The organism is Bisbaumannia salifodinae (assembly GCF_055388505.1).
Map to the genome: position 1 here is coordinate 3,338,863 of NZ_AP043781.1, position 23,316 is coordinate 3,362,178.

The 23,316-nt window shown below is 67.9% G+C and carries 22 protein-coding genes and 1 pseudogene; 8 read left to right on the forward strand and 15 right to left on the reverse strand.

Annotation, left to right across the window (positions count from 1 at the left end; all coding sequences use genetic code 11):
* Nucleotides 1-67 precede the first annotated feature (67 nt).
* The 3 genes from ACZ5EF_RS15580 to ACZ5EF_RS15590 all read right to left on the reverse strand — a co-directional run bounded on the left by ACZ5EF_RS15580 (nucleotide 68) and on the right by ACZ5EF_RS15590 (nucleotide 3,192).
* Nucleotides 68-1,048: a TAXI family TRAP transporter solute-binding subunit gene (locus ACZ5EF_RS15580; protein WP_346061700.1), complete on the reverse strand. Its 981-nt coding sequence runs from the start codon at nucleotides 1,046-1,048 to the stop codon at nucleotides 68-70.
* A 319-nt stretch (nucleotides 1,049-1,367) separates the two neighbouring features.
* Nucleotides 1,368-2,756, reverse strand: a complete 1,389-nt coding sequence (locus ACZ5EF_RS15585) for a KamA family radical SAM protein (RefSeq protein WP_346061699.1) — start codon at nucleotides 2,754-2,756, stop codon at nucleotides 1,368-1,370.
* A 199-nt stretch (nucleotides 2,757-2,955) separates the two neighbouring features.
* The gene (locus ACZ5EF_RS15590) at nucleotides 2,956-3,192 is read right to left on the reverse strand and encodes a DUF2798 domain-containing protein (RefSeq protein WP_346061698.1); all 237 of its coding nucleotides are present in this window, start codon (nucleotides 3,190-3,192) and stop codon (nucleotides 2,956-2,958) included.
* A 128-nt stretch (nucleotides 3,193-3,320) separates the two neighbouring features.
* Between ACZ5EF_RS15590 and ACZ5EF_RS15595 the strand changes: the two genes are divergently transcribed.
* From ACZ5EF_RS15595 to ACZ5EF_RS15605, 3 genes are all read left to right on the forward strand, one after another.
* Nucleotides 3,321-3,842 (forward strand): macro domain-containing protein, encoded by a 522-nt coding sequence (locus ACZ5EF_RS15595; protein ID WP_346061697.1) that lies wholly within the window; start codon nucleotides 3,321-3,323, stop codon nucleotides 3,840-3,842.
* Between the two features lie 237 nt (nucleotides 3,843-4,079).
* On the forward strand, nucleotides 4,080-4,844 hold the full coding sequence (locus tag ACZ5EF_RS15600; protein ID WP_346061696.1) for an outer membrane protein OmpK: 765 nt from the start codon (nucleotides 4,080-4,082) through the stop codon (nucleotides 4,842-4,844).
* Nucleotides 4,845-4,977: 133 nt separating this feature from the next.
* The gene (locus ACZ5EF_RS15605) at nucleotides 4,978-5,859 is read left to right on the forward strand and encodes a DMT family transporter (protein WP_346061695.1); all 882 of its coding nucleotides are present in this window, start codon (nucleotides 4,978-4,980) and stop codon (nucleotides 5,857-5,859) included.
* A 420-nt stretch (nucleotides 5,860-6,279) separates the two neighbouring features.
* On the opposite strand, the gene ACZ5EF_RS15610 is transcribed toward ACZ5EF_RS15605, so the two are convergent.
* Genes ACZ5EF_RS15610 through modA form a run of 4 tightly spaced genes read right to left on the reverse strand, consistent with a single transcriptional unit; the run spans nucleotide 6,280 to nucleotide 9,379 of the window.
* Nucleotides 6,280-6,810: a DUF192 domain-containing protein gene (locus ACZ5EF_RS15610; protein WP_346061694.1), complete on the reverse strand. Its 531-nt coding sequence runs from the start codon at nucleotides 6,808-6,810 to the stop codon at nucleotides 6,280-6,282.
* Complete coding sequence (locus ACZ5EF_RS15615) at nucleotides 6,791-7,921, reverse strand: ABC transporter ATP-binding protein (RefSeq protein ID WP_346061693.1); 1,131 nt, start codon at nucleotides 7,919-7,921, stop codon at nucleotides 6,791-6,793. The genes ACZ5EF_RS15610 and ACZ5EF_RS15615 overlap by 20 nt, the downstream gene beginning before the upstream one ends.
* Nucleotides 7,914-8,582, reverse strand: a complete 669-nt coding sequence (gene modB, locus ACZ5EF_RS15620; protein ID WP_346061852.1) for a molybdate ABC transporter permease subunit — start codon at nucleotides 8,580-8,582, stop codon at nucleotides 7,914-7,916. The genes ACZ5EF_RS15615 and modB overlap by 8 nt, the downstream gene beginning before the upstream one ends.
* On the reverse strand, nucleotides 8,582-9,379 hold the full coding sequence (modA, locus tag ACZ5EF_RS15625; protein WP_346061692.1) for a molybdate ABC transporter substrate-binding protein: 798 nt from the start codon (nucleotides 9,377-9,379) through the stop codon (nucleotides 8,582-8,584). Before modA ends, modB begins: the two co-directional genes overlap by 1 nt.
* 212 nt (nucleotides 9,380-9,591) lie before the next feature.
* Between modA and ACZ5EF_RS15630 the strand changes: the two genes are divergently transcribed.
* Complete coding sequence (locus ACZ5EF_RS15630; RefSeq protein ID WP_346061691.1) at nucleotides 9,592-11,721, forward strand: methyl-accepting chemotaxis protein; 2,130 nt, start codon at nucleotides 9,592-9,594, stop codon at nucleotides 11,719-11,721.
* Between the two features lie 29 nt (nucleotides 11,722-11,750).
* On the opposite strand, the gene ACZ5EF_RS15635 is transcribed toward ACZ5EF_RS15630, so the two are convergent.
* The 3 genes from ACZ5EF_RS15635 to ACZ5EF_RS15645 form a co-directional block, all read right to left on the reverse strand.
* Nucleotides 11,751-12,590, reverse strand: coding sequence for a sterol desaturase family protein (locus ACZ5EF_RS15635; protein ID WP_346061690.1), 840 nt, complete (start codon nucleotides 12,588-12,590; stop codon nucleotides 11,751-11,753).
* Nucleotides 12,591-12,663: 73 nt separating this feature from the next.
* Nucleotides 12,664-13,131 carry an SRPBCC family protein gene (locus ACZ5EF_RS15640; protein ID WP_346061689.1) on the reverse strand — a complete coding sequence of 156 codons (468 nt, stop codon included), beginning with the start codon at nucleotides 13,129-13,131 and terminating at the stop codon, nucleotides 12,664-12,666.
* A 3-nt stretch (nucleotides 13,132-13,134) separates the two neighbouring features.
* Nucleotides 13,135-13,752: a LolA family protein gene (locus tag ACZ5EF_RS15645; protein WP_346061688.1), complete on the reverse strand. Its 618-nt coding sequence runs from the start codon at nucleotides 13,750-13,752 to the stop codon at nucleotides 13,135-13,137.
* 88 nt (nucleotides 13,753-13,840) lie between these two features.
* Here ACZ5EF_RS15645 and nfo point away from each other — a divergent pair, with 88 nt between their 5' ends.
* Both nfo and ACZ5EF_RS15655 read left to right on the forward strand, forming a co-directional pair.
* Nucleotides 13,841-14,683, forward strand: coding sequence for a deoxyribonuclease IV (gene nfo, locus ACZ5EF_RS15650; RefSeq protein ID WP_346061687.1), 843 nt, complete (start codon nucleotides 13,841-13,843; stop codon nucleotides 14,681-14,683).
* Nucleotides 14,684-14,930: 247 nt separating this feature from the next.
* Nucleotides 14,931-15,047 (forward strand): annotated as a pseudogene (locus ACZ5EF_RS15655) (hypothetical protein); the annotation flags it as partial.
* A gap of 161 nt (nucleotides 15,048-15,208) precedes the next feature.
* On the opposite strand, the gene ACZ5EF_RS15660 reads toward ACZ5EF_RS15655, so the two are convergent.
* Nucleotides 15,209-15,589, reverse strand: coding sequence for a phasin family protein (locus ACZ5EF_RS15660; protein ID WP_346061686.1), 381 nt, complete (start codon nucleotides 15,587-15,589; stop codon nucleotides 15,209-15,211).
* Between the two features lie 220 nt (nucleotides 15,590-15,809).
* Here ACZ5EF_RS15660 and ACZ5EF_RS15665 point away from each other — a divergent pair, with 220 nt between their 5' ends.
* The gene (locus tag ACZ5EF_RS15665) at nucleotides 15,810-16,778 is read left to right on the forward strand and encodes a LysR family transcriptional regulator (protein ID WP_346061685.1); all 969 of its coding nucleotides are present in this window, start codon (nucleotides 15,810-15,812) and stop codon (nucleotides 16,776-16,778) included.
* 14 nt (nucleotides 16,779-16,792) lie between these two features.
* Here the strand turns inward: ACZ5EF_RS15665 and ACZ5EF_RS15670 are convergent, their stop codons facing one another.
* Nucleotides 16,793-17,500 carry a glutathione S-transferase family protein gene (locus ACZ5EF_RS15670; RefSeq protein WP_346061684.1) on the reverse strand — a complete coding sequence of 236 codons (708 nt, stop codon included), beginning with the start codon at nucleotides 17,498-17,500 and terminating at the stop codon, nucleotides 16,793-16,795.
* Between the two features lie 330 nt (nucleotides 17,501-17,830).
* On the opposite strand from ACZ5EF_RS15670, the gene ACZ5EF_RS15675 reads away from it, so the two are divergent.
* Entirely contained in the window at nucleotides 17,831-18,232 is a 402-nt protein-coding gene (locus ACZ5EF_RS15675; protein WP_346061683.1) for a GlcG/HbpS family heme-binding protein, read from the forward strand.
* 83 nt (nucleotides 18,233-18,315) lie between these two features.
* Here ACZ5EF_RS15675 and ACZ5EF_RS15680 read toward each other — a convergent pair whose 3' ends face one another.
* The 3 genes from ACZ5EF_RS15680 to betC all read right to left on the reverse strand — a co-directional run bounded on the left by ACZ5EF_RS15680 (nucleotide 18,316) and on the right by betC (nucleotide 23,269).
* Nucleotides 18,316-19,950, reverse strand: coding sequence for a BCCT family transporter (locus ACZ5EF_RS15680; protein ID WP_346061682.1), 1,635 nt, complete (start codon nucleotides 19,948-19,950; stop codon nucleotides 18,316-18,318).
* A 155-nt stretch (nucleotides 19,951-20,105) separates the two neighbouring features.
* A complete protein-coding gene (locus ACZ5EF_RS15685) occupies nucleotides 20,106-21,737 on the reverse strand; it encodes a SulP family inorganic anion transporter (RefSeq protein ID WP_346061681.1) in 1,632 nt (543 codons plus the stop codon).
* The gene (gene betC, locus ACZ5EF_RS15690) at nucleotides 21,737-23,269 is read right to left on the reverse strand and encodes a choline-sulfatase (protein WP_346061680.1); all 1,533 of its coding nucleotides are present in this window, start codon (nucleotides 23,267-23,269) and stop codon (nucleotides 21,737-21,739) included. Before betC ends, ACZ5EF_RS15685 begins: the two co-directional genes overlap by 1 nt.
* Nucleotides 23,270-23,316: the final 47 nt, after the last annotated feature.

Here is a 23,316-nt window from a genome sequence, read left to right on the forward strand (position 1 = left end):
CGCGACCCCCGGAGGGTGCCGCGCATCCAGTATCGGAAGGGGGACCTTCCTGGTTAGCGAGCCGGGATCACTCGATCCAGCCACGCTCACGATAGTAACGGGCGGCCCCGTCGTGCAGCGGCGCGGTGAGGCCGTCGGAGATCATGCTCTCCTCGTCCAGGTTCTCGAAGGCCGGGTGCAGACGCTTGAAGCGATCGAAGTTCTCGAACACCGCCTTGACGGCCTCGTAGACGATCTCCTCGTCGACACCCTCGTGGGTGACGAAGGTGGCGGCGACGCCGAAGGTCTCCACGTCCTCGTCATTGCCGCGGTACATGCCGCCGGGAATCACCGCGCGGGTGTAGTAGGGGAACTCCTCGACCAGGCCATCGATCTCCTCGCCGGTCACCGGCACCAGGCGCGCATCCACGGTGGTGGTGGCTTCCTGGATGGAGCCGTTGGGGTGGCCCACCACATAGACCATGGCGTCGATATTGTTGTCGGAGAGGGCCGCGGCCTGCTCGGCGGCATCCAGCTCGGAGGCCAGGGAGAACACATCGGTATCCCAGCCCATGGCGTCCATCACCACGTTCATGGTGTTGCGCTGGCCGGAGCCCGGGTTGCCGATATTGACCCGCATGCCGGGGAAGTCGGAGATATGCTCGATGCCGGAGTCGGCCCGGGCCACCACGGTGAGCGGCTCGCCGTGCATGGTGAAGACGGCACGCATCTCCTCCCAGGCACCGTCGTCCTCGAAGTTGGCCTCGCCGTGATAGGCGCGGTACTGGACATCGGACTGCACCACGCCCATGTCCAGCTCACCGCTGCGCATGCCGTTGACGTTGGCTACGGAGCCACCGGTGGAAGGGGCGTTACAGCGAATGTTGTGCTCGTCGCTGCCCCGGTTGACCATCCGGCATACCGACTGGCCGACCACATAATAGACGCCGGTCTGGCCCCCGGTACCGATGGTGATAAAGCGATCCTGGGCCACCGCCGGCGCAGAAAAGGCGGCCGCGCCCAGCAGGGCACCGGAGACGGCGGCGGCAGAGAAGACATGACGTTTCATCTAGACACCTCTTGGCATGGTTGGTCCCCTAGGCGCCTCGCGGCGAATACCCGCCACGGACCGACGCCAATATTCGGGGTTCAGCATGAAGATAGTTCACCCACGGCGAAGGCGCAGCCCCAGGGCCCCGCCTCGATTCAACGTCGCCCCTCTCGAGGGCGCCACGCCGGCCATAAGCTCTTTTTAATAAAGCCTAATTTTATACTGATTCAAACGTTTAACGCACGCCGAGCCGAAAACGCCGACGCCGCCACCGAATCCACGGTAGCGGCGTCGAGCCCCGCTATGACATAGCGAGGGTATCAGCACCCAGCAGGCATCAGCCGGCCTTGGTGATCAGCGCCTGCTTGGCGCCCTTCATGGCGGTGAACTCGGCCTCATAGAAGAACTCGCTCTCTCCCAGCGCCGGCTCCAGATGATTGAGCCAGGTAGCGTGCTCGTCATACTTGGCGAAGAAGGGGCGCTGCACCCAGTCACCATCGCGGCCCTGGATAAAACGCAGCACGAAGACCTTCTCGCCCTGGATCTCCGTCACCCCCTGGATCTCCACCTTGCCCGGGTCGGCGGACATCGACGGGCCGCGGGCGGTGCGCGCCAGGCCCGGCACCCGCTTCATCGCCTCGCGATAGATCTCCCAGGCACGCACCAGCGGCACCTCGAAGTAGTGGCGGGCGCCGGTGTCGCGCTCGACGAACATATAGTAGGGAATCATCCCCAGGCGTACCTGGGTGGTCCACATCCTCGCCCATTGATCGGCGTCGTCGTTGATGTGCTTGAGCAGCGGCGCCTGAGTGCGGATCTCGGCCCCGGTGGCGCGGATGCGACGGATCGCCTCGCGGCAGATGGCGGTATCCATCTCCTTCCAGTGGTTGAAGTGCGCCATAAAGGCCACATGCTTGCCGGCCGCCGTCAGCTCGCGGAACAGCGCCAGGATATCCTCGGCGTCCGGGTCGGTGACGAAGCGATACGGCCAGAAGGTCAGGCTCTTGGAACCGATGCGGATATCCTGGACATGCTCCAGCTCCGGCGCCATCAGTCCCTCCAGGTACATCCTCAGGTGCTTGGCCTTCATCACCATGGGGTCGCCGCCGGTCATCAGCAGATCGGTGACCTCGGTGTGCTCGGCCAGGTAGCGATGCAGGGAGTCGGCCTCGCTGGAGGCGAACTTCAAGTCCTTGTCGCCGACGAACTGCGCCCAGCGGAAGCAGAAGGTGCAGTAGCTGTGGCACACCTGGCCCTGGCTGGGGAAGAAGAGCACCGTCTCGCGGTACTTGTGCTGCATGCCGGGCAGCGGCTCGCCGTCGAGCAGCGGCAGGTTGAGGTCCATCTGCCCCGCCGGGTGGGGATTGAGCTCGCCGCGGATGCGCTCCACCACCGGCTTGAGCTCGGCGGCGGAAGCGTCGCGGCGCACCAGGGCGGCGACCTCGTCGAAGTGCTCGGGACGCAGCATGCCACGCTGGGGAAAGGTGAGCTGGAAGACCGGGTCCTCGGGGACGGCGTCCCAGTCGATCAACTCGTCGATCACGTACTCGTTGACCCGGAACGGCAGCACCTGGCTGACCACCTTCATATCGAAGCGCAGCGCCTCCGGCAGCGCCTGGATCGCCGCGATCTTGTCCAGCTGGCGATGGGTGTAGACCTTGAACTGGCGGGCCTCGAAGGCTTCGGCCTCGGGGCTGCCGAGTTCGATGTTCACTCGCTGGTTCATGCCTTCTCCTCTTTGTCTGTCACGGCCGGGCCGCCTCGACGAGGGCGCGGGGCGGCCGTCTCGCCTCAAACAAGGGAGGCAGACAGGCCATGGCGTCACGGGGGAGGGCTATTGATACAGATTTGCGCCGAGGCTTGCAAATTTCCGCATCATTTTGCAACAAATGTCACGACAAGACGGCACTTTCGCCACATTTCGTTCATCGCGGCGGGTGTCGAATCAACTTGGTAGAAAGGCGCCGTAGCCGCGGCGCCCCCACCAGTATCAGGATGAAAGCCGCCGGCCAGGCCACATAGAAGGCGCGCCACCAGCGCCCCAGGAAACCCTCCCCAAAACCGGTATTGACCCCGGTGATCAGGAACGTCATCAGGGTCACCATATAAATCGACATCAATACCGAAAACACCACCGAGGCATAGCGGGGCGGGAACAACATTCGGCGCCTCCATGATCGTTAACTAGCTCATTATTAGACCAAAAGCCTTGTCGCCTGAACAGGCGCCTTGCGCAGGATCGAGGCGGCGCGCCACACTGACTCGAGTGGTCAGTGTGATCGAGGTGTCCATGCTGAAGATCGAGTGTCGTCAGGGCGATATTACCCGGCAAACCGATATCGACGCGGTGGTCAATGCCGCCAATGCCCAACTGCGCCCCGGCGGTGGCGTGGCCGGGGCCCTGCATCGCGCCGCCGGCCCCGAGCTGGATGCGGCCTGCCGATCCCTGGCGCCGATCCAGCCCGGCCAGGCGGTGATCACCCCCGCCTTCGCCCTGCCCAATCGCTATGTGATCCATTGCCTGGGGCCGGTCTACGGGGTCGACGAGCCCTCCGACGAACTGCTGGCGGCCTGCTATCGTAACGCCATGGCACTGGCCGAGGCTCATCGCCTCGCCTCCCTGGCCTTCCCCGCCCTCTCCACCGGCGCCTTCGGCTACCCCATGGCGGAGGCCGCCCGCATCGCCCTGACCACGGTGACGGAGGCGGGGCGCCAGTGCGTGCACCTGCGCCGAGTCCGCTTCGTGCTCTTCGACGCCGCCACCGCCGAGCTGCATCAACGACTCCTCGACGAGCTGACGGCGTCCCCCTGACTCCCTGCCCTGGCACCGCCATCCGGCCGGCCGCGACCCGCTATCAAGAACCCTGATACGGGCTATGGCACGCCATGGCTTGAGGTGACTGCATCGCTTCCTTATAAGTGTATACAGCTTGTGTTGTTCATATTATCGACACAGCGTTGTCATTTTTCGACTAGCTACCGTATACAAGATCGGGAGTCCCCACCTTGGACCAGGCTCCCGGAATAACACCAAGACTGGAGCTGACTGATGCATAATCACAAGAAACTCGCCCTCGCCGCCGCCGCTTCGACGCTGCTGCTCAGCCAGGCCGCCTCCGCCGCCCTCTACAGCACCACCAAGGTGGAAGCCCTCTACGGCTGGGACTACGAGGCCCAGGCCGGCGCCGGCTTTACCATTGACACCGAGGAGCACGCCATCCTCACCGTCGTCAATGCCACCGGCTGGACCCATGGCGACAGCTTCTTCTTCGTCGACTTCACCAACCTCGATCAGGGGGCCCAGGACGAGCAGGATCGCGGCAGCGCCCACGCGGAATGGAGCCTGCGCGGCAACCTCGGCTCCCTGACCGGCCTGGATCTTTCCGCCGGCCCGCTCAGCGACGTCTACGCCATCGGCCAGCTCGATCTCGACCGCAACTCGGCGACCCGCAAGACCACCCACCTGGCCGGCCTGAGCTTCGACTTCGACGTGCCCGGCTTCAGCTTCGTCAAGCTGCACACCATGTACCGCAATGACGAGAGCGCCGCGGCCCGAGGCAGTTCCGAGCAGTACACCCTGGTGTGGAACGCCCCCTTCACCATCGGCTCCGCCGACTTCACCTTCGAAGGCTTCCTCGACTACATCACCGAGGAAGGCGACCTCGAGGCCCAGCTGCTGACCCAGCCCCAGTTGGTCTGGCATGCCACCCCCAACTTCGGCATCGGCCTCGAATACCAGTACTGGGAGAACAAGTTCGGCCTCGACGACACCGACGAGTCACTGCCGCAACTGATGGTTCGCTGGACTTTCTAAGGCTCGCACCTCTCGATACTGTCCACACGACGGCGACCCCTGGGGGCCGCCGTCGTGCCATTCGACGTCCGGATCCGACGCCCGAGCCCCGCTGTGCTAGAGTGGTTAGCCCACTCACTATTGGGATAGCGGCGTGCCTCTTCGCGATCTTCTGCTGGGCCTGGCGGTCATCGCCATCTGGGCCCTGAATATCATCGTCATCAAGGTGGGGGTGGCCGAGCTGCCGCCGCTACTGCTGACCACCCTACGCTTTATGCTGGTGGCGGCGCTGCTGGTGCCCTTCCATCCGGTGGCGCGGCATCAGCTGCCCTTCCTGGCGCTGCTCTCGGTGACCTTCGGCAGCCTGCACTTCGCCCTGCTGTTTATCGGCCTGGGCCAGGCCGAGGCGGGCACCGGCGCCCTGCTGGTGCAGATGGGCACCCCCTTCGCCACCCTGCTGGCGGTGGTGTTCCTCAAGGAGCGCCTGGGCCCGCGGCGCCTGGCGGGGCTGGCGCTCTCCTTCGCCGGCGTGGTGGTACTGGCCGGCGGCCCCACCCTGCCCTCGCCGCTGCCGCTGTCCATCCTGCTGCTCAGCGCCCTCGGCTGGGCCATCTCCCAACTGTTGATCAAGCAGGGGCCGAACGTGCCGCCCCTGGCCCTGGCCGGCTGGGTGGCGCTGTTCGCCATTCCCCAGGTGGCGCTGGGCTCCTGGCTCTTCGAGAGCGATAACCTGGCGGCGCTGCGGGGGGCCGGCTGGGCGGGCTGGGGCGCGGTCTTCTATACCGCGGTGATGTCGTCCATCGTCGCCTATGGACTCTGGTATGGGTTGCTACGCCGCCACCCGGTGAATCGGGTGGTGCCGCTGACCCTGCTGGTGCCGGTGGTGGCGGTCTTCCTGGGCGTCTGGCTGCTGGGCGATGGCCTGGGCATCCATAAGCTGGCCGGCGGCGGGCTGGTGGTCGCCGGTATCGCCCTGATCGTCCTGAAATTCGGCAGTGGCAAAAAGAGCGCCAAGCCGCCGCCAGCGGCGGACTAACGTATAACGCCGGTATCGCCCTGATCGTCCTGAAATTCGGCAGTGGCAAAAAGAGCGCCAAGCCGCCGCCAGCGGCGGACTAACGTATAACGCCGGCATCGCCCTGATCGTCCTGAAATTCGGCAGTGGCAAAAAGAGCGCCAAGCCGCCGCCAGCGGCGGACTAGCGTATAACGCCGGTATCGCCCTGATCGTCCTGAAATTCGGCGGCGGCAAGGCCCGCGCAAACAGCACCGCCAGCGGCGGACTAACGTATAACGCCGGCATCGCCCTGATCGTCCTGAAATTCGGCGGCGGCAAGGCCCGCGCACAACAGCACCGCCAGCGGCGGGCTAAGTCATAACGCCGACATCGCCTTGATCGTCCTTAAATTCGGCGCCAACAAGAAGACACGCCAGCCCCGCCGCCTGGGGCGGGCCGATTAACTCTCGGCGGCACAGCTGGCGGCGGCGCCGGGCCAGCTGACGCAGTCGCCGATACCGATGTCCCTATCGGCGAAGTAGCCGGCATTGACCTCCAGGGCGGCGCGGTAGGCCACCCCGGCCGGGTAGGCGCGACACTGGCCGGGATCGTCGCTGTCGCAGGGGGTCATGGTGTGGATGGCGGCGATGCGCCCGGCGGCATCGATAAAGGCGATATCCAGGGGGATTCGCGTGCGATACATCCAGAAGCCGCTTTCCGGGGGCTGCAGGCCGTCGTAGAGAAACAGCATGCCGGCCTCGGCGCCCAGGTGATCGCGCTCCATCAGGCCACGGCGCCGCTGGGCCGGGGTCTCGGCCAATTCCACCTCGAGCCGCTGCGGCCCCCCGGCGGCATGAATCGCCAGGGTGGCCCGGGCCAGGCGCGCGTCCACCTCGGCGGCCCGAGCGGGCCGCATGCCCAGGGCCGGCATCAGCCCCAGGGCCGGCAACAGCGCCAGCCCCTTGACTACCTCACGACGGGTCGTCGTCATCGCTCTCTCCTTGTGATTCCCGTGGCATCGGATGGATGCCCGCCGCCAACAGCGACACCGTCACCGCCTCGCCCCGCGCCAGGCCGTTGCGCCGCGCCGCATGGGTGGCGATCTCGAAGCGCAGGCTGTCGTCGGTATGCGGGAAGCTCAGGGTGATCAGGGTGATTCCCCCCAGCACCACCATCTCGCTGACGGTGCCGCTCACCGGGTTCTCCCGCTCGCCCCGGGAGGGGCGGTCGCGGCGGTGCAGCAGCACATCCGAGGGGGGAATATACCAGTGAACCGGACCGCACACCGCCGGCGTGGCCAGGTTCAGCCGTAACGGGCCCCACTGCAGCCAGGTGGCGTCCCCGGATGTCCGGATTTCCCCCGCGAAGACATTATGCTTGTCGAGCAGCCGCGCCACCTCCGGCGAGGCCGGCCGGCGGAAGAGCCGCTCCGGCGGCGCGCTCTGCAGGCTGCGGCCGCCATGCAACACGCAGAGGCGGTCGGCCAGGGCCGCGGCCTCGTCCAGGTCGTGGGTCACCAGCAGGATGGGGATCTCGATGGACTCCCGCAGCAGGGCCAGCTCGCGCTGCAGGCGCCGGCGGGTGACCTGATCCACCGCCGAGAAGGGTTCGTCCAGCAGCAGCGCCCGGGGCTCCCGGGCCAGGGCCCGGGCCACCGCCACCCGCTGGCGCTGCCCCCCGGAGAGCTGCGCCGGGTAGCGATTCTCCAGTCCCGCCAGGCGCACCCGCGCCAACCACTCCCGGGCCAGGGCCTCGCGCTCGCCGGCGTCGCGATGGCCCATGGCCAGCATCACGTTGCGCAGGGCGGTGAGGTGGGGAAAGAGCGCATAGTCCTGGAAGACCAGGCCGATGCGCCGCCGCTGGGGACTGAGGCAGACGCCGGTGGCGGCGTCGAACCAGGTCTCGCCGGCGCACTGGATGCGCCCCCCCGCCGGCCGGTAGAGGCCGGCGAGGGCGCGCAGCAGGGTGGTCTTGCCGCTGCCCGAGGGCCCCACCAGGGCGAGCAGTTCCCCGGGGGCGCAGTGCAGGTCCACCGCCAGGGGGATCGGGGCGGCCTGATCCAGGCGCACCCGCAGGCCGGTCTGCGCCGGAATCCTAGACATGGGGTCCTCCCCGGCGCCGTGCCAGGCCATAGACCACGCCGATGGTGACGAAGGAGACCGTCAGCAGCATGGCCGACATCACCGCCGCCCCGGACTCGTCGAAGGCCTGCACCCGGTCGTAGATGGCGATGGCCAGGGTGCGGGTCTCGCCGTCGATGGCGCCCCCGACCATCAGGATCACCCCGAATTCCCCCAGGGTATGGGCGAAGGTCAGGGCCAGGGCCGAGATCACCCCGGGCCAGACCAGCGGCAGCTCGATGCGCCACAGGGTCTGCCAGGGCGACAGGCCACTGCACCAGGCCGCCTCCCGCAGATGCGGCGGCACCCCCTCGAAGGCGCGCTGGATGGGCTGCACCGCGAAGGGCAGGTTGACCACCAGGGAGGCGAGCAGGATGCCGCCGAAGGTGAAATTGAGGCCGCTGCCGGTGAGGCGCTGCCAGAGGGCACCGAAGGGGGCCTCGGCGCCGAAGGCCAGCATCAGGTAGAAGCCCAGCACCGTGGGCGGCATCACCAGGGGTAGCGCCACCAGGGCCTCGCATAGCGCCTTGCCGCGGAAGTGCCGGGTAGCCAGGGTGCGCCCCAGCCAGAGCCCCAGGGGCAACAGCAGCAGGCAGGTGGCCAGGGCCAGCCGCAGGGAGACGCTAAGCGCCGTCCACTCCATCAAGGGACCTCGCTATCCGGCAGGGCGAAGCCGTAATCGGCGAGAATCGCCCGGGCCTCGGGCCGCTGCAGGTAGGCATAGAAGGCCCGGGCCGTCTCCCCGGCGCCGCGGATCAATACCATGCGCTGGTTGAGGGGGGCATGCCAGCGTTCGGGAATCAGCACATGCTCGCTACGCTCCACCAGGGCCGGCGCTAGCACCAGGGAGTAGGCCACCAGGCCCCCCCGGGCATCCGCGGAGAGGGCGAACTGGGCGGCCTGGGAGACGTTCTCGCCGAGAATCCGCAGCGGCTCGCTCGGCGCCCACAGGCCGGCCTGCTCGAGGGCCTGCCGGGCCGCCACCCCATAGGGGGCATGCTGGGGGTTGGCCAGGGCCAGTCGCGCCCGCCCTTCTCCGGCCTGATAGGCGGCGATGGCCTGGCGTGCCCCGGCCAGCGGGTCCTCCAGCTCGGGCAGGTCGCCGCGGCCCGGGCGCTGCAGCCAGGCCAGTCGACCGCGGGCATAGATCACCCCGTCGTCCTCGGTGTGGCCCGCGTCGTGCAAGGCCAGCACCTGCTGCTCATCCGCCGACAGGAAGAGCTCGAAGGGCCCCCCCTGGGCGATCTGGCGGCGGAAGTTGCCGGAAGATCCATAGTTGAAGCGCAGCCGTTGGCCCGTTTCCGAGGTAAAGCGCTCGGCCACCTCCGCCAAGGCGAACTGCAAGGACGAGGCCGCCGCCACGATCGCCCCCCCCGAGGCCTGAGCCAAGGCGGCCGGCATGGCCAGCATGGCCAGCAGCAGCAAGCGTTTAAGCAGCATCGTATCTCTCCCGAGCAAGAACTCACCCAAGACTTGACCAGTCGGTCAGCTTAGTCAAGCCGGGTCTCAAGGCGGCCACCATGATGCCATGTCGCAGGAGGCTTCGCCCGCGTCGCCATCAGGCCGCTCGCCAACGGTCAGGTCGTTAGGGTCGAAGGCGGCGCCAGAGGCGCCTAATGCAGGGATCCCCGATAACGATAACGAGAAATATCATGCAACTGCGCTTCCGTTCCCTCCGTACCCTGGTGGTCAGCCTCGCCGGGGCCTGTATCCTCGCCGTAGCGGCGGCCCTGGTGCTCTATTCGCTGCTGGCCGGCAGCCGCACCCAGGCCGTGGTGGCCGACCAGACCCGGCAGCTACTGGAATCGAGTATCCATCAGCGCCTGGCGGCCCTGGCCGAGGCCCAGGCCAATCGGATCCAGGGCGAGCTCGACCGTGCCCTGACCCTGGCCAGCCAGCTGGCCCAGGCCAATGCCCTGCTGGGCCAGCGCGAAACGGATGGCCGCCCCTCGCTGCGCCTCACCCGCGAGGAGGTCTCGCGCCTGGCCCGCCAGACGGTGGCCGAAAACCCGGCCCTGCTGGATGCCTATATCGCCTGGGAGCCCGACGCCTTCGGCAGCGATGCCCGCTTCGCCGGTCGCCAGACCGGCATCGACGACGACAGCGGCCGCTTTCGCCCCTGGTGGGTGCGCGAGGCGGACGGCAGCCTGCGCCTGGCCCCGCTCAACGAGTCACTGATGGAGAACGAGGCTCCCCTGGGCAATGGCCTGCGCCGCGGCGAGTACTATCTCTGTCCCCGGGAGAGTCGCGCCCCCTGCGTCATCGACCCCGCCGCCTATGACTACGCTGGGGTGATGCGCATGGTCACCTCCTTCAATGTCCCCATCCTGGTGGACGGCGAGTTTCGCGGCATCGCCGGGACCGACCTGGCGGTGGACTTCACCCAGGAGCTGCTGAGCCAGGCCAATGACGCCCTCTATGACGGCGCCGGCAGCATGGCCCTGGTGGCGTCCCGGGGCAGCGTGGCCGCCGATACCGCCGCCAGTGGCGAGCTGGGGGATGCTGCCCGGGCGATCTTCGGCGAGGCCACCTGGGACCATCTGCGGGCGGCCCAGGAGAGCGGCGAGGCCCGGCAAACCCTCACCGACGAGGGCATGATCGAGCTCTACTGGCCCTTTGAGATCACCGCCCAGGAGGCCCCCTGGGTACTGATGGTGCGTCTGCCCCAGGCGGCGGTGCTGGCGGAATGGCAGGAACTGCAAGCGACCCTCACCGATCAGGGCCGCCGGGACACCCTGGGCATGATCGGGGTGGGACTGCTGGTGGCCGGCCTGGGCCTGTTGGCGATCTGGGCACTGGGCGGGCGTATCGCCCGGCCCCTGCGCGAGCTGGCCGAACGCATGGACGAGATCGCCAGCGGCGACGGCGACCTGACCCGGCGCCTGCCGGTCACCGGCCGCGACGAGACGGCGACCCTGGCCAGCCGCTTCAATGCCTTCGCCGACAAGATCCATGACGTCCTGGTGGAGGTGCGCGGCAGCAGCGATTCGGTGCGCCTGGCCGCCGAGGAGATCGCCGACGGCGGCCAGGACCTGGCGCGGCGCACCGACGATGCCGCCGCCAGCCTGCAGCAGACCTCCGCCTCCATGGAAGAGATCACCGGCACCGTGGAACAGACCGCCGAGTCCGCCCGCCAGGCCGACGGCCTGGCCAAGGAGGCCGCCGAGGCGGCCGCCCGGGGTGGCGAGGCGGTGGCCCGGGTGGTCACCACCATGGACGAGATCCGCGACTCCTCGCGGCAGATCAGCGAGATCGTCACGCTGATGGACGGCATCGCCTTCCAGACCAACCTGCTGGCGCTCAACGCCTCGGTGGAGGCAGCCCGGGCCGGCGAGCAGGGCCGCGGCTTCGCGGTGGTGGCCGGCGAGGTACGCAACCTGGCCAGCCGCAGCGCCGCCGCCGCCCGGGAGATCAAGGCGCTGATCGAGGCCTCCGCCCAGCGCACCCAACAGGGCGCCGACCAGGTGCATCGGGCCGGCGAGACCATGCGGGCTCTGGTGGAGCATGTCGAGCGGGTCAGCCAGGGGCTCGGCGAGATCCGCGCCGCCACCGGCGAGCAGAGCGACGGCATCGGTCAGGTCAATATCGCCGTGGCGGAGCTGGATCGCATGACCCAGCAGAATGCCGCCCTGGTGGAGGAATCCAGCGCGGCGGCGGCCCAGTTGAAGGAGCAGTCGACCCAGCTGGCACGAATCGTCGGCGGCTTTACCCTCGCCGAGGCGACCCCGGCCTGGCAACCACAGGCAACGCTTCCTCCACGTCTTCTGCCCGAGGAAGCCTGAGCCACGCCTGGCGCCGCCCGCTCCACGGACTAATCAGGAGTCGGGTGGCCCTCGCCCTCCTCGGCCTCGCGGCTCAAGGGCTGCAGCAGCATACGATCCAGGCGCAACCAGCGCGGGTCGCGGAAGGCGTGCAGGCCGATGGTCATGCCCTGGTGCCCGTCCCGGGGCTGGGCGCGGTAGGTGCCGAAGAGGCGATCCCACCAGGGCAGGTTGAAGCCGAAGTTGCTGTCGGTCTCGTCGCGATGCCAGGAGTGGTGCACCCGGTGCATGTCCGGGGTCACCACCACCAGCCGCAGCCAGCGGTCGAGGCCGGATGGCAGGCGCACATTGCCGTGATTGAACAGCGAGGTGGCGTTGAGCAGCACCTCGAAGAGCAGCACCGCCAGGGCCGGTGCCCCGAGCGCCAGGATTGCCGCCAGCTTGATGCCCATCGACAGCAGGATCTCCAGGGGATGGAAGCGCAGCCCGGTGGTCACATCGATATCCGGGTCGGCATGGTGCATGCGGTGCAGCCGCCACAACAGCGGCACCTTGTGAAAGGCCCAGTGCTGGGCCCAGATCACCCCGTCCAGCACCACCACGGCCGTCCCCACCGTCACCCAGAAGGGCAGCCCCAGCCAGCCCAGCAGCCCCCAGCCCTGGCTCTCCACCCAGGCGCCCAGGGCCACCGCACCGGCGGGAAACAGCAAGCGCACCAGCAGGGTATCCACTGCCACCACCCCGGCGTTGTTGACCCAACGCCACGCCTTGCCCACGCTCAGGGCCCGGCGCGGCGCCAGCAGCTCCCATAGCGCCATCGCGACCAGCACACTCATAAAGGCCACCAGTCGAACCGGGGCCTCCAGGCCCAGCAGGGTCTCTGCGTTCATCGTCTCTCCCGTCTCGTCTCACCGCCCCGATGACACGCCGCGCCTTGGCGCCCCACCCAGGCCATCGGACCGCTTACACCCGGCCGGCGGCCAGCAAGCGCACCCCCAGGTGACGCGCCAGGCCCTCGGCGCCGGCCGTCATCATGGCATGGTGGTTCCATGCGAACAGCGGCCGGACCAGGGGCGTGGCCAGGTTCATCCAGCGGGGCGTGGTACGCACCCGCCACAGGTAGCGCACCCGGGTAATGCCCTGGGCCTCATCCAGCGTCCAGCGCCCCAGGCCCTCCAGGTCGCCCCGCACCTCGGCCTCGATCAGCCGGGGCGCCTCGGCACGGGTCACCCGGGCCTCGAAACGCAGCCGATACCCCAGACGGCTGCGCCACAGGAAACGGTAGCGCCGGCCCTCGCCCCGGGGCAGGGCCTCCACCCGGCATAGCCCGGGCCACCAGTCCGGCCAGCGGCACGGCTCGCGGAGGGCCTCATGAACCCCCTCGATAGGGGCGGCGAGGCACCAGAGGGTGACGAAACGGTAGTCGGCCATGGCTCAAGGGGCGAAGAGCCCGGTATCCAGCACCGGGTCGAGCACCACGTCCTCCAGGCGCACCCGCTCCAGCAGGCCGCCAGCCGCGTCGCGGCTGACCACCCGGTGCGGGAAGAGGCTGTCGACATCGAGCCAGAGCTCGTAACGGGCCACCTCGCCGGGGGGCGCCGTGCCCTCCACCAGCAGATACCAGAGCCGTTGCCCGTCCAGCACCACCTCCTGGGGCGCCTCCAGGCGGCCGTGTCGTTGCAGGCGCTGCACATCGCGCAGCAGGCTGGCCACATCGGACTGGTCGATCCGGTGCCCCCGGGCGCTGCGCACCAGGCGGTGATCGGGGCGCAGGCTCAGGCGGGGACCCCGGGTACCGAAGGGCCAGACCTGGACCCGGTGGGTATCGGGACGATAGACCAGCACGGCCCCGGCGAAGGGGGTGATCATGTCCAGGCGGATATGGCCGGGATCCTGGTAGTGATAGCGAAGGCGCTCCTCACCCTCCGGCCCCTGGCCATGCAGCGTCAACTGGTAGGCGGTGAGTCCCTCGACCCGCGCCAGCGTCTCCGCCAGCGGATCCGGCGCCGCCGCCGGATCCAGGGAAAGGGACAACAGTAACTCGGCGAGCATGATGCCATCCTCGAGTCGCTTCGCCTTCAGCATAGCCGCGGGGATGGTATGGTAGTCGCCCCCTATCGCCGAGTACGAGTCCGCCCGCATGAAATACCTGGGAGCCCATGTCAGCGCCGCCGGCGGCGTCGACCGGGCGGTGGCCCGCGCCGTGGAGATCGGCGCGGATGCCTTCGCCCTCTTCACCAAGAACCAGCGCCAGTGGCGCGCCAAGCCCCTCGAGGAGGCGACCATCGCCGCCTTCCGGCGCGCCTGCCGGGAGCATGGCTTCGCCCCCGAGCAGATCCTTCCCCACGACAGCTACCTGATCAACCTGGGCCACCCGGACCCGGAGGGCCTGCGCAAGTCCCGGGACGCCTTCGTCGACGAGTTCCAGCGCTGCGAGCAGCTCGGCCTGACCCTGCTCAACTTCCACCCCGGCAGCCACCTCAGGAAGATCAGCGAGGCGGAGTGCCTGAACCGCATCGCCGAGTCCATCAACGAGGCCCTGAGCCGCACCCGGGGCGTCACCGCGGTGATCGAGAATACCGCGGGGCAAGGCACCAACCTGGGCTGGCGCTTCGAACATCTGGCCGAGATCATCGCCCAGGTGGAAGACAAGTCCCGGGTCGGGGTCTGCCTGGATACCTGCCACGCCTTCGCCGCCGGCTATGACCTGCGCACGGCCGAGGCCTGCACCGCCACCCTGGACGAGTTCGAGACGGTGGTGGGCTTTCAGTACCTGCGCGGCATGCACCTCAACGATGCCAAGAGCACCTTCGCCAGCCGCGTCGACCGCCACCATAGCCTGGGCCAGGGCAATATCGGCCTGGAGGCCTTCACCACCCTGATGCGCGACCCGCGCATCGACGGGATCCCGCTGATCCTCGAAACCATCGAGCCGGCGATCTGGCCCGAGGAGATCGCCTGGCTGCGCGCCCAGGCCGCCTGAGGAGGGCTCCACTATAGTGGGGGAAAGCGCCCCTCCACTGGAGCCCCCCTGTCCCGACGACGAGGCCTATCAGCCGCAGCAGATCGCCCGCCGAGTCCAGGCGCTGGGGGTGACCAAGGCCCAGGCCGATGCCCCCACCCTGCTGGTGCTGGGGGTGCTGGGGGTGCTGGGAGTGCAGGGGGTGCTGGGAGTGCAGGGGGTGCTGGCCGGGGCCTTTATCTCCCTGGGCGCCCTCTTCTTCGCGGTGGTGGTCACCGGCTCCGAACTGGGCTTCGGCCCGACGCGCTGGCTCGGTGGCCTGGCCTTCTGCCTGGGCCTGGCCCTGGTGGTCATCGCCGGCGCCGAGCTCTTCACCGGCAACAACTTGCTGGCCATGGCCTGGGCTAGCCGCCTGCTGCGCCACTGGGGGCTGGTCACCCTGGTGGGCGGCACCCTGCTGCAGAAACAAAAAGCCGCCACCCCGAGGGGTGGCGGCTCTATCGACACTGGTGGCCCGCTCGGTCATGGGACCGGGCGGCAAGCGTCTTACTTGGTGGCAGCCTTGGCGCTGGTGGCGGTGGCCTTGGAGGCGCTCTTGACGCTCTCTTCCACCAGCTTCTGGCCTTCCTGCAGGAACTCCTGGTTCATGGCCACGACCTTCTCGGCGTCGCCCTTGAGGCGCTCGCTGAGGTCCTTGGCGACCTTCTGCTGGCCTTCCACATAGCTGCGCAGGCCATCGGCGTCCTTGACGTCGAGCATGGTGCGAGCCTGGGTCAGGCTGAGGTCGGAGTAGGCCTTGACGGCATCGAACTGGGCGGCCACCAGCTTTTCGGTGTAGTCCAGGCTCAGGGCGGCGTAGGCACGCGCCGGGCCGAAGAACAGGGAATCGAACTGCTGAGCGGCTTGGTCGAAGCTTGAAGTAGACATCGAACACCTCCTGGTGGTCTTGGGTAACGGAGGGAAAACCCCTCCTGTTGCGTTGCAGCATAGCAAGGCGTTTTGTGCAGTGCAACATTTACCATCGACCTTTTCCATCTCCCGCCACGAGGCCACTAACGCCTCTCGATCGCAAAAGACAATAATTTTCAACCAAGGGGTTTCATGAGACACTGCGGGATCCCCTCTCCGGCTACTCAGACGCACCGCCATGCATGACCTCCAGGAACTCCACGCCTTCGCCACCGTGATGGAACACGGCAGCCTCGCCCCCAGCGCCCAACAGCTGGGCGTGGCCAAGTCGACCCTGAGCCGCCGCATCAGCCAACTGGAAGCCCGCCTCGGCCAGCCGCTGCTACGCCGCCAGGCCAATCGCCTGATTCCCACCGAGGCGGGCCTGCTGTTCCACGGCTACTGCCAGCAGATCCTAGCGCTCGCCGAGCAGAGCCAGCGCCGCCTGGATGAGTTACGCGAGGAGGTCAGCGGCCAGGTCGCGGTACGGGTGCACCAGACCCTGGCCCGCGCCTGGCTGGCACGCCATATGGATACCTTCCTGGCCCGCCACCCGGGCATCCAGTTGACCCTGGGCCACCCCGCCCAGCCACCGACGGGGCCCGACGACGAGGCCATCTGGATCTGGGTGGGCCCGGTGGCGGAGTGCGGCCTGCGCCAGGAGACGCTGGGGCGACTGACCCAGGGGCTCTATGCCCACCCCGACTACCTGGCCCGCCATGGCACGCCGAGCCACCCCCGGGAGCTGGCCAGCCATGCCTGGGTCGACCTGCTGGGCACCACCCGGACCGGCCTGACCCTGCAGCACCCCCACCGGGGCGACTACCACTTCACCCCGCCCCATTCGCGATTCAGGGTCGACCAGAGCACCCTGCATATCGATGCCATCGCCCGCGGCCAGGGCCTGGGCGTGATTCCCCACTGGCTGGCGGCGGGTCGCGAGGCCCATCATCCCGGCGAGTTAAGCCTCTGCCTGCCCGACTGGCAGCCGTCCAGCCTGACGGTGAGCCTGCTTTACCCCTACGGTCGCCAGTCCCGCAAGGTCACCGCCCTGCTGGAATTCCTGCGCCAGCAGGTGCCACCGGCCTGGCGCAGCGACGGCGCCAGGGAAGCCGGGGCACCGCCGCCCAGCCCCGGCTCGGCCTGGCGACCGCCGCTGCATCACTAAGCGCCGGGCCCGCCTTAGCGGTAGGCATCCTCCAGGTCGCTGACCCGCAGCGCCCCGCGCCCCAGGCCCTCATAAAGATCCAGCATCCGCTCGACCCAGGCGTAGACCGGGTCGGCGTTGGAGACCAGGTCCGCATTGGAGACGCAGCGCGCCCACATAAAGGCGCCGAAGACCAGGTAATCGGCGGCCGCCGGCGCCGCCCCATCCAGGTAGTCACCGCCCTCCAGTTGGCCGCGCAGCGGCTCCAGGGCCCGATCGAGCTGGGCCAGCCCCTGCACCGGCGAATGGAACTCCTCCAGGCTGCGCCCGAAGCGCTTCTCGCGGCTGGCCCGAAAATAGTCCCGGTCGCCGGGATCCACCGCCTGGTAGAGGTCCATGATCAGGGTGCGCAGGATGGCCGGCGCCAGGGCCCGCTCCGCATAATGCTTGAAGAAGCGTGCCCGGGCCTCGGCCGGCCCCTCCCCTAGCAGCGGCGCCTGGGGATAGGTGCGCTCCAGATAGCGCAGGATCTCGTAGCTGTCGCCGATCACCGCCTCGCCATCCACCAGCACCGGCACCGCCTCCTGGCCGGAGAAGGCCAGGGCCTCCTTGTCCCGGAAGCACCAGGGCCGCGTCCGATAATCGAGCCCCTTGTGGGCCAGGGCGTACTTGACCCGCCAGCAGTAGGGCGAGAAGCGCAGCCGTTCGTCGCGGCCGCGCAGGTCATAGAGCCATCGCGTCATGTTTCCTCCGGATATCGCCAGTTCTCGGAAATTTCCCCCATATTTTCTGGAGCCTACTCGCCCTCCGCCGAGCTCGCCATGGCCAGCGCAAAAGTTAGTTAACTAAACACCAATTCATCCGCGACCATCGGTCGCAGCCCTTCCCCGCCCGGGATACCGAGATAGCCCCTTTCATCACTGGCATTCCCGCCCCAAGCGTGTACATTGGAAATAATTTCCACCAAATAATTATGGATGGATGCCTGCCCTTAAGGGGCCCAGAGCATCATCCCCGTGCTTTCCGGTGACCCATACCATTTCCAACTTCGATAACTCCAAGGAGACTCAAGCATGCAGACCAAGGCCGTACTCGGACTCAAGGAGGTCAATGCCATCCTCGACGCCGCCCAGCGCGAGGCCGAGGCCAATGACTGGCACATCACCGTCGCCGTCGCCGACGACAGCGGCGAGCTGCTGGCCCTGCGCCGCCTGGACGGCGCCGCCCCCATGACCGCCATGGTCAGCGCCCAGAAGGCGCGCACCGCGGCGCTGAGCCATAAGGAGACCCGGGTCTTCGAGGATATGATCAATGGCGGGCGCAACGCCTTCCTCTCCGCCCCCCTGCAGGGGCTGCTGGAGGGCGGCGTGCCGGTGATTATCGATGGGCAGGTGATCGCCGCCGTGGGCGTCTCCGGGGTCAAGTCCGACCAGGACGCCCAGGTGGCCAAGGCGGGCATCGCCGCCATTATCTGAGCCAGGAGCATCCCTCGAGAGACGACACCGCCCCCGCTGCCAGGCAGCGGGGGCGGTGCGTTATTGGCGCCGAAAGCCGGCCGCTAACGGCGCTTCAGCTCGCCGTGGAGCGCCTTGAGGATGGTGTAGCACATCAACAGCATGACGATGGAGAAGGGAATCGCCGTCGCCGTGACCCCGGCCTGTAGCGCCGAGAGGCCGCCGCCGAGCAGCAGCACGATGGCGATCAACCCCTCCACCGTGGCCCAGAACATGCGCTGCGGCCGCGGCGCATCGATCTTGCCGCCGGCGGTGATGGTATCGATCACCAATGAACCGGAATCCGAGGAGGTGACGAAGAAGACCAGCGCCAGGATGATGCCCAGGGTCGACATCAGGCCGGTCAGCGGCAGCTCATTGAGCATGCCGAACAGCGCCAGTTCCGGGCGGTAGGCATCGATCACGTATTCCTTGACCAGGCTGTTGGCGGGGTCGGCATAGAGCTGATCGAGCGCGATGCTGCCGAACACGCCCATCCAGATAAAGATGAACAGGCTGGGCACCAGCAGCACGCAGATCACGAACTCGCGCACCGTGCGCCCCCGGGAGACCCGGGCGATAAACATGCCGACGAAGGGCGCCCAGCTGACCCACCAGGCCCAGTAGAAGACGCTCCAGGACTGGCGGTAGGCATCGTCGTCGCGGCCGAAGGGCGCCGAGAGCGGCACGAACTCCGTCACATAGGTCGACAGCCCCGTCCAGAAGCCGCTCAGGCCCACCAGGGTCGGGCCGGCGAACAGCACGAAGATGAAGAACAGCACGGCCGCCACCATGTTCCACTCGGAGAGCTTCTTGACGCCCCCATCGAGCCCCCGCCATACCGAGACCAGGGCCGCGGCCGTGACCAGCAGGATCACGATGACCTGGGTCGTGGTACTGATATCCAGGCCGAAGACGAAATTCATCCCCGCATTGGCCTGCTGGGCGCCGAGCCCCAGCGCCGTGGCCAGGCCGAAGAGGGTGGAGAAGACCGCCAGGATATCGATGGCATGGCCCCACCAGCCCCAGACCCGCTCGCCGAGGATCGGGTAGAAGGCCGAACGGATCGAGAACGGCAACCCCTTGTTGTAGGTAAAGATCGCCAGGGCCAGGGCCATCACCGCATAGACCGCCCAGCCATGCAGGCCCCAGTGGAGGAAGGTGCCGGCCAGGCCCAGGGCCGTGGCGTCGGCGATGGCGTCCGGGTTTAGGGCCCCGTCGGCGCCGAAGGGCGAGGGGATGCCCAGGGGCAGGGAGACGTTGGCATGGTAGACCGGCTCCAGCACGCTGAAGAACAGCAGGGCGATGCCGATACCGGCGGTGAACAGCATGGCGAACCAGGAGAGGTAGCCATAGTCCGGCCGGGCCGCGGTCCCGCCCAACCTCACCGAGCCGTAGGGCGAAACGACCAGCCCGAGACAGAAGAGGATAAAGAAATCCACCAGGCCCATGAAATACCAGTCCAGGCTGCCGGTGGTGAAGGCGACGATGGACTGGAAGAGTCCCCCCGCCCGCTCGGGAAACAGCAGCGTCAGCACGATGAAAATGATCGAGGCCAGCGCCGAGACGATAAATACCCGATTGTGAATATCGAAGCCAATGGGCCCCAGTCGCCCCTTGATATTGTCCTGGCCGACCACATAGTCGGTCTGCATATCGCTAATCTCGGCATCAGTCGCCGAGTCGCTTGTCGTCCTCATAAGAGACCTCTCCTTATTGTAAGATTTTGAACATCTAATGGAAAAGACGCCGCCCCCAAGCCGAGGCGCCAAGAGGCGGGTAGCGTCTCGAATGGCGGATCAAGGCAGTGGCTCGGTTCGTTATCGGAGTGTGGGTAGGTCATGGGGAATGCCTCTTATATTGTTATGGCCATGGGTGTGTCAGGGTGCTGAACGTCGTCGACCAGGCCGGCCTGCCGCAGGCGAGCCATGACATCGGGCTTGGCCCAGGCCAGGTAGAGACGCCCTCCCCGCTCTCGGCAGCGCCGGGCCTGCCGCTCGAGAAGATGGATACCGCTTAGGTCGATGAAATTGATGCCGGCGGCCAGGATCACCAGGTTCGGCCGCTCGAAGGCGTCCAGGCGCCGCGCCACCGAATCGCAGGCGCCGAAGTAGAGGGAGCCGTCGATCCTCACCACGTCGCAGGTCGCCTCGTCGAGGGGCGCGTGAAGCGCCGCCGGAGCCTGGTGCAAGGCGGCGGGCACCACCGGGGGACGGGTGGTGCGCCGCAGGTAGAGGGCCAGGGAGGTCAGCACCCCCAGCAGGATGGCGACCTCCAGGGCCAGCAGCAGGGTGCCGACGAAGGTGATCAGCAGCACGCTCAGCTCGTTCTTGCCGGCCCGCAGCGCCTCGGCGATGGCCCGGCGGTCGATCAGGTTGATGGCCACCAGCAGCAGCAGGCCGGCGATGGCGGCGGTGGGAATAAACCGCAGCCAGGGGGTGGCCAGCAGCAGCATCGGCACCAGCAGCAGGGCGGCCAGCATGGCGGCGCGGGAGGTCCGGGCCCCGGCGCTGGCATTGAGTCCCGAACGGGTGAAGGAGCCCGAGGAGACATAGGCGGAGAAGAAGGCGCCGCCCAGGTTGGAGAGCCCCTGGCCGATGAACTCGCGATTGGCATCGATGCGCTGGCCGGAGCGGCTGGCCAGGGCCCGGGAAATGGCCGCGGCCTCCACCAGGCCCAGCAACCCCAGGGCGATGGCCCCCGGCGCCAGCAGCGAGAAGGTCTCCAGGGAGAGTTGCGGCAGCACCAGGGGCGGCAGGCCCGCCGGTACCTCGGCGATACGCGGGATCTGCTCGCCGCCCGGGTCGATGGCCTGGGCCAGCAGGGTGGCCAGCAGCAGAGCCAGCGGCATGGCCGGCCAGCGTGGCCGCCAGCGGCGGCAGGCCAGGCACAGGCCCAGGGTGACGACGGCGATCAGCGCGGCCCCGGGGCGGATGGCGCCGAGCCCCGCCAGCAGGTCCGCGCCGCCATCGAGCAGGACCTCGGCCTGGTCGCGGGTCAGCCCCAGGGCGGCGGGGAGTTGGCTGGCGGCGATGATCAGGGCCGCGCCGGCGGTGAAGCCGACCACCACCGAGTGGGAGACCAGGGCCACCAGCCCGCCCAGCCAGGCCACGCCCAGCAGCAGCTGGAAGAGGCCGGTCAACAGGGTCAGGGTCAGGGCCAGGGCGATAAAGGCCTCGCTGCCCGCCTCGGCCAACGGCGCCAGGGTGGCGAAGAGGGCGATGGAGAGCGCCGCCGTGGGGCCGCTGACCATCTGCCGGGAGTCGCCGAACAGCGCCGCCAGCAGGGTGGGGATCACGGCGGTGTAGAGGCCGTACTGTGGCGGCAGCCCCGCCAGCAGCGCATAGGCGATGCCCTGGGGCACCACCAGGATGGCGCCGGTCAGGCCGGCGATCAGGTCCGCCTTGAAGGCACCCGGCGCCCCGCCGGGGCTCCACCATGGCCGCTGCGCTAACAGCGGCCGGCGCATGCGGGGCAGCCAGGCCATCAGGAGGCCTCGGTGTCCACGACCGGGAAGCGGGCCCGCCGCTCCAGGTCATCCAGGTCGATGGTGTTGCGCATGTACTGGGTGCTGGCATCGAAGAACGGCTGGTGATCCCAGGGGGTCACCTTGCCCTTCATCAGGGCGCGGGCGACCAGCTTGCGACGCCGCTGGCTGGCCAGCACCTCCTGGTGCAGCTTCTCGGTGTCCCAGCGGCTGGCGACCTCCTCGCGGAACTGCTTGCAGCGGTCCAGGTGCTCGGGATCCTCGGCCAGGTTGTTGAGTTCCCGGGGATCGGCCTCGAGATCGAACAACTGGTCGGGGTCGGGGGCGGAGTGGACGAACTTGTAGCGTCCGCGGCGGATCATCAGCAGCGGGGCGATGGCGCCTTCCCCCAGGTACTCGCCTATCACCTCGTCATGACCGCCCGTGCCGGTCAGGTGAGGCAGCAGGCTGCGGCCGTCGATGGGCACTGCGTACTCGGGGGCCTGGCCGTCATTGGCCAGCTCGGCGAAGGTGGGCAGCAGGTCCATGGTGGAGACGGACTCCTTGACCCGGCCGGCGGTGAAGCGCTTCGGCGCATGGACGATCATCGGCACCCGGGCGGAGCCCTCGAACCAGCTCATCTTGTACCACAGCCCCCGCTCGCCGAGCATGTCGCCGTGGTCACCGGAGAAGACGATGATGGTGTCCTCGGCCAGGCCACTTTCCTCGAGGGCCTGGAGCACCTTGCCGAGCTGGTCGTCGACGTAGCTGATCGCCCCGTAATAGGCATGACGGGCATTGCGGATCTGTTCGTCGCTGACGGTGTCCTCGTCGCACTGATAGACGTGGCGCAGGCGCTGAGAGTGCGGGTCCATCAGCTCCCGGGAGTAGGGCACCTGGGGCATATCGATGGCGTCGTGCTCGTAGCGATCCCAGTACTCCTGGGGAATGGTGTAGGGGTCGTGGGGGTGGGTCAGCGAGACCGTCAGGCAGAAGGGGCGCTCCCGGTCGCTGCGCGCATAGTCGTAGATGAATCGCTGGGCGCGGAAGGTGACCTCGTCGTCGAAGTCGAGCTGGTTGGAGCGCACGCAGGGGCCGGCCTGGGTCACCGAGGACATGTTGTGGTAGTAGGTCGGGCGCTCCTCGAAGTTCTCCCAGTCGACGAACCAGCCATAGTCGGCCGGATAGATATCGGACGTCAGGCGCTCCTCGAAGCCGTGCAACTGGTCCGGGCCACAGAAGTGCATCTTGCCGGAGAGTGCGGTCAGGTAGCCGGCATCGCGCAGGTAGTGGGCGAAGGTGGGCGTATCGGCGGGAAAGTCGGCGGCGTTGTCGTAGCCACCGATGCGCGACGGTAGCTGGCCCGCCATCAGGGTGAAGCGCGACGGCGCACAGAGGGGGCTGTTGCAGTAGGCGGAATCGAAGACCACGCCTTCCTCTGCCAGGCGCGACAGGTTCGGGGTCTTGACGACCTTGTGGCCGTAGAAGGGCAGCGAGGGGGCGGCCATCTGGTCGGCCATCAGGAACAGGATATTGGGGCGCTTGGCGGTCATGGGGCCTCCTCTGGAGTGTCATATGGGCCGGGGCGTGGCGGCCATGA

Excerpts from the sequence above, each read along its gene's own strand:
- ACZ5EF_RS15580 (WP_346061700.1), bottom strand. The coding sequence starts at position 1,048 with ATGAAACGTCATGTCTTCTCTGCCGCCGCCGTCTCCGGTGCCCTGCTG.
- ACZ5EF_RS15585 (WP_346061699.1), bottom strand. The coding sequence starts at position 2,756 with ATGAACCAGCGAGTGAACATCGAACTCGGCAGCCCCGAGGCCGAAGCC.
- ACZ5EF_RS15590 (WP_346061698.1), bottom strand. The coding sequence starts at position 3,192 with ATGTTGTTCCCGCCCCGCTATGCCTCGGTGGTGTTTTCGGTATTGATG.
- ACZ5EF_RS15595 (WP_346061697.1), top strand. The coding sequence starts at position 3,321 with ATGCTGAAGATCGAGTGTCGTCAGGGCGATATTACCCGGCAAACCGAT.
- ACZ5EF_RS15600 (WP_346061696.1), top strand. The coding sequence starts at position 4,080 with ATGCATAATCACAAGAAACTCGCCCTCGCCGCCGCCGCTTCGACGCTG.
- ACZ5EF_RS15610 (WP_346061694.1), bottom strand. The coding sequence starts at position 6,810 with ATGACGACGACCCGTCGTGAGGTAGTCAAGGGGCTGGCGCTGTTGCCG.
- ACZ5EF_RS15615 (WP_346061693.1), bottom strand. The coding sequence starts at position 7,921 with ATGTCTAGGATTCCGGCGCAGACCGGCCTGCGGGTGCGCCTGGATCAG.
- modB (WP_346061852.1), bottom strand. The coding sequence starts at position 8,582 with ATGGAGTGGACGGCGCTTAGCGTCTCCCTGCGGCTGGCCCTGGCCACC.
- modA (WP_346061692.1), bottom strand. The coding sequence starts at position 9,379 with ATGCTGCTTAAACGCTTGCTGCTGCTGGCCATGCTGGCCATGCCGGCC.
- ACZ5EF_RS15630 (WP_346061691.1), top strand. The coding sequence starts at position 9,592 with ATGCAACTGCGCTTCCGTTCCCTCCGTACCCTGGTGGTCAGCCTCGCC.
- ACZ5EF_RS15635 (WP_346061690.1), bottom strand. The coding sequence starts at position 12,590 with ATGAACGCAGAGACCCTGCTGGGCCTGGAGGCCCCGGTTCGACTGGTG.
- ACZ5EF_RS15640 (WP_346061689.1), bottom strand. The coding sequence starts at position 13,131 with ATGGCCGACTACCGTTTCGTCACCCTCTGGTGCCTCGCCGCCCCTATC.
- ACZ5EF_RS15645 (WP_346061688.1), bottom strand. The coding sequence starts at position 13,752 with ATGCTCGCCGAGTTACTGTTGTCCCTTTCCCTGGATCCGGCGGCGGCG.
- nfo (WP_346061687.1), top strand. The coding sequence starts at position 13,841 with ATGAAATACCTGGGAGCCCATGTCAGCGCCGCCGGCGGCGTCGACCGG.
- ACZ5EF_RS15660 (WP_346061686.1), bottom strand. The coding sequence starts at position 15,589 with ATGTCTACTTCAAGCTTCGACCAAGCCGCTCAGCAGTTCGATTCCCTG.
- ACZ5EF_RS15665 (WP_346061685.1), top strand. The coding sequence starts at position 15,810 with ATGCATGACCTCCAGGAACTCCACGCCTTCGCCACCGTGATGGAACAC.
- ACZ5EF_RS15670 (WP_346061684.1), bottom strand. The coding sequence starts at position 17,500 with ATGACGCGATGGCTCTATGACCTGCGCGGCCGCGACGAACGGCTGCGC.
- ACZ5EF_RS15675 (WP_346061683.1), top strand. The coding sequence starts at position 17,831 with ATGCAGACCAAGGCCGTACTCGGACTCAAGGAGGTCAATGCCATCCTC.
- ACZ5EF_RS15680 (WP_346061682.1), bottom strand. The coding sequence starts at position 19,950 with ATGAGGACGACAAGCGACTCGGCGACTGATGCCGAGATTAGCGATATG.
- ACZ5EF_RS15685 (WP_346061681.1), bottom strand. The coding sequence starts at position 21,737 with ATGGCCTGGCTGCCCCGCATGCGCCGGCCGCTGTTAGCGCAGCGGCCA.
- betC (WP_346061680.1), bottom strand. The coding sequence starts at position 23,269 with ATGACCGCCAAGCGCCCCAATATCCTGTTCCTGATGGCCGACCAGATG.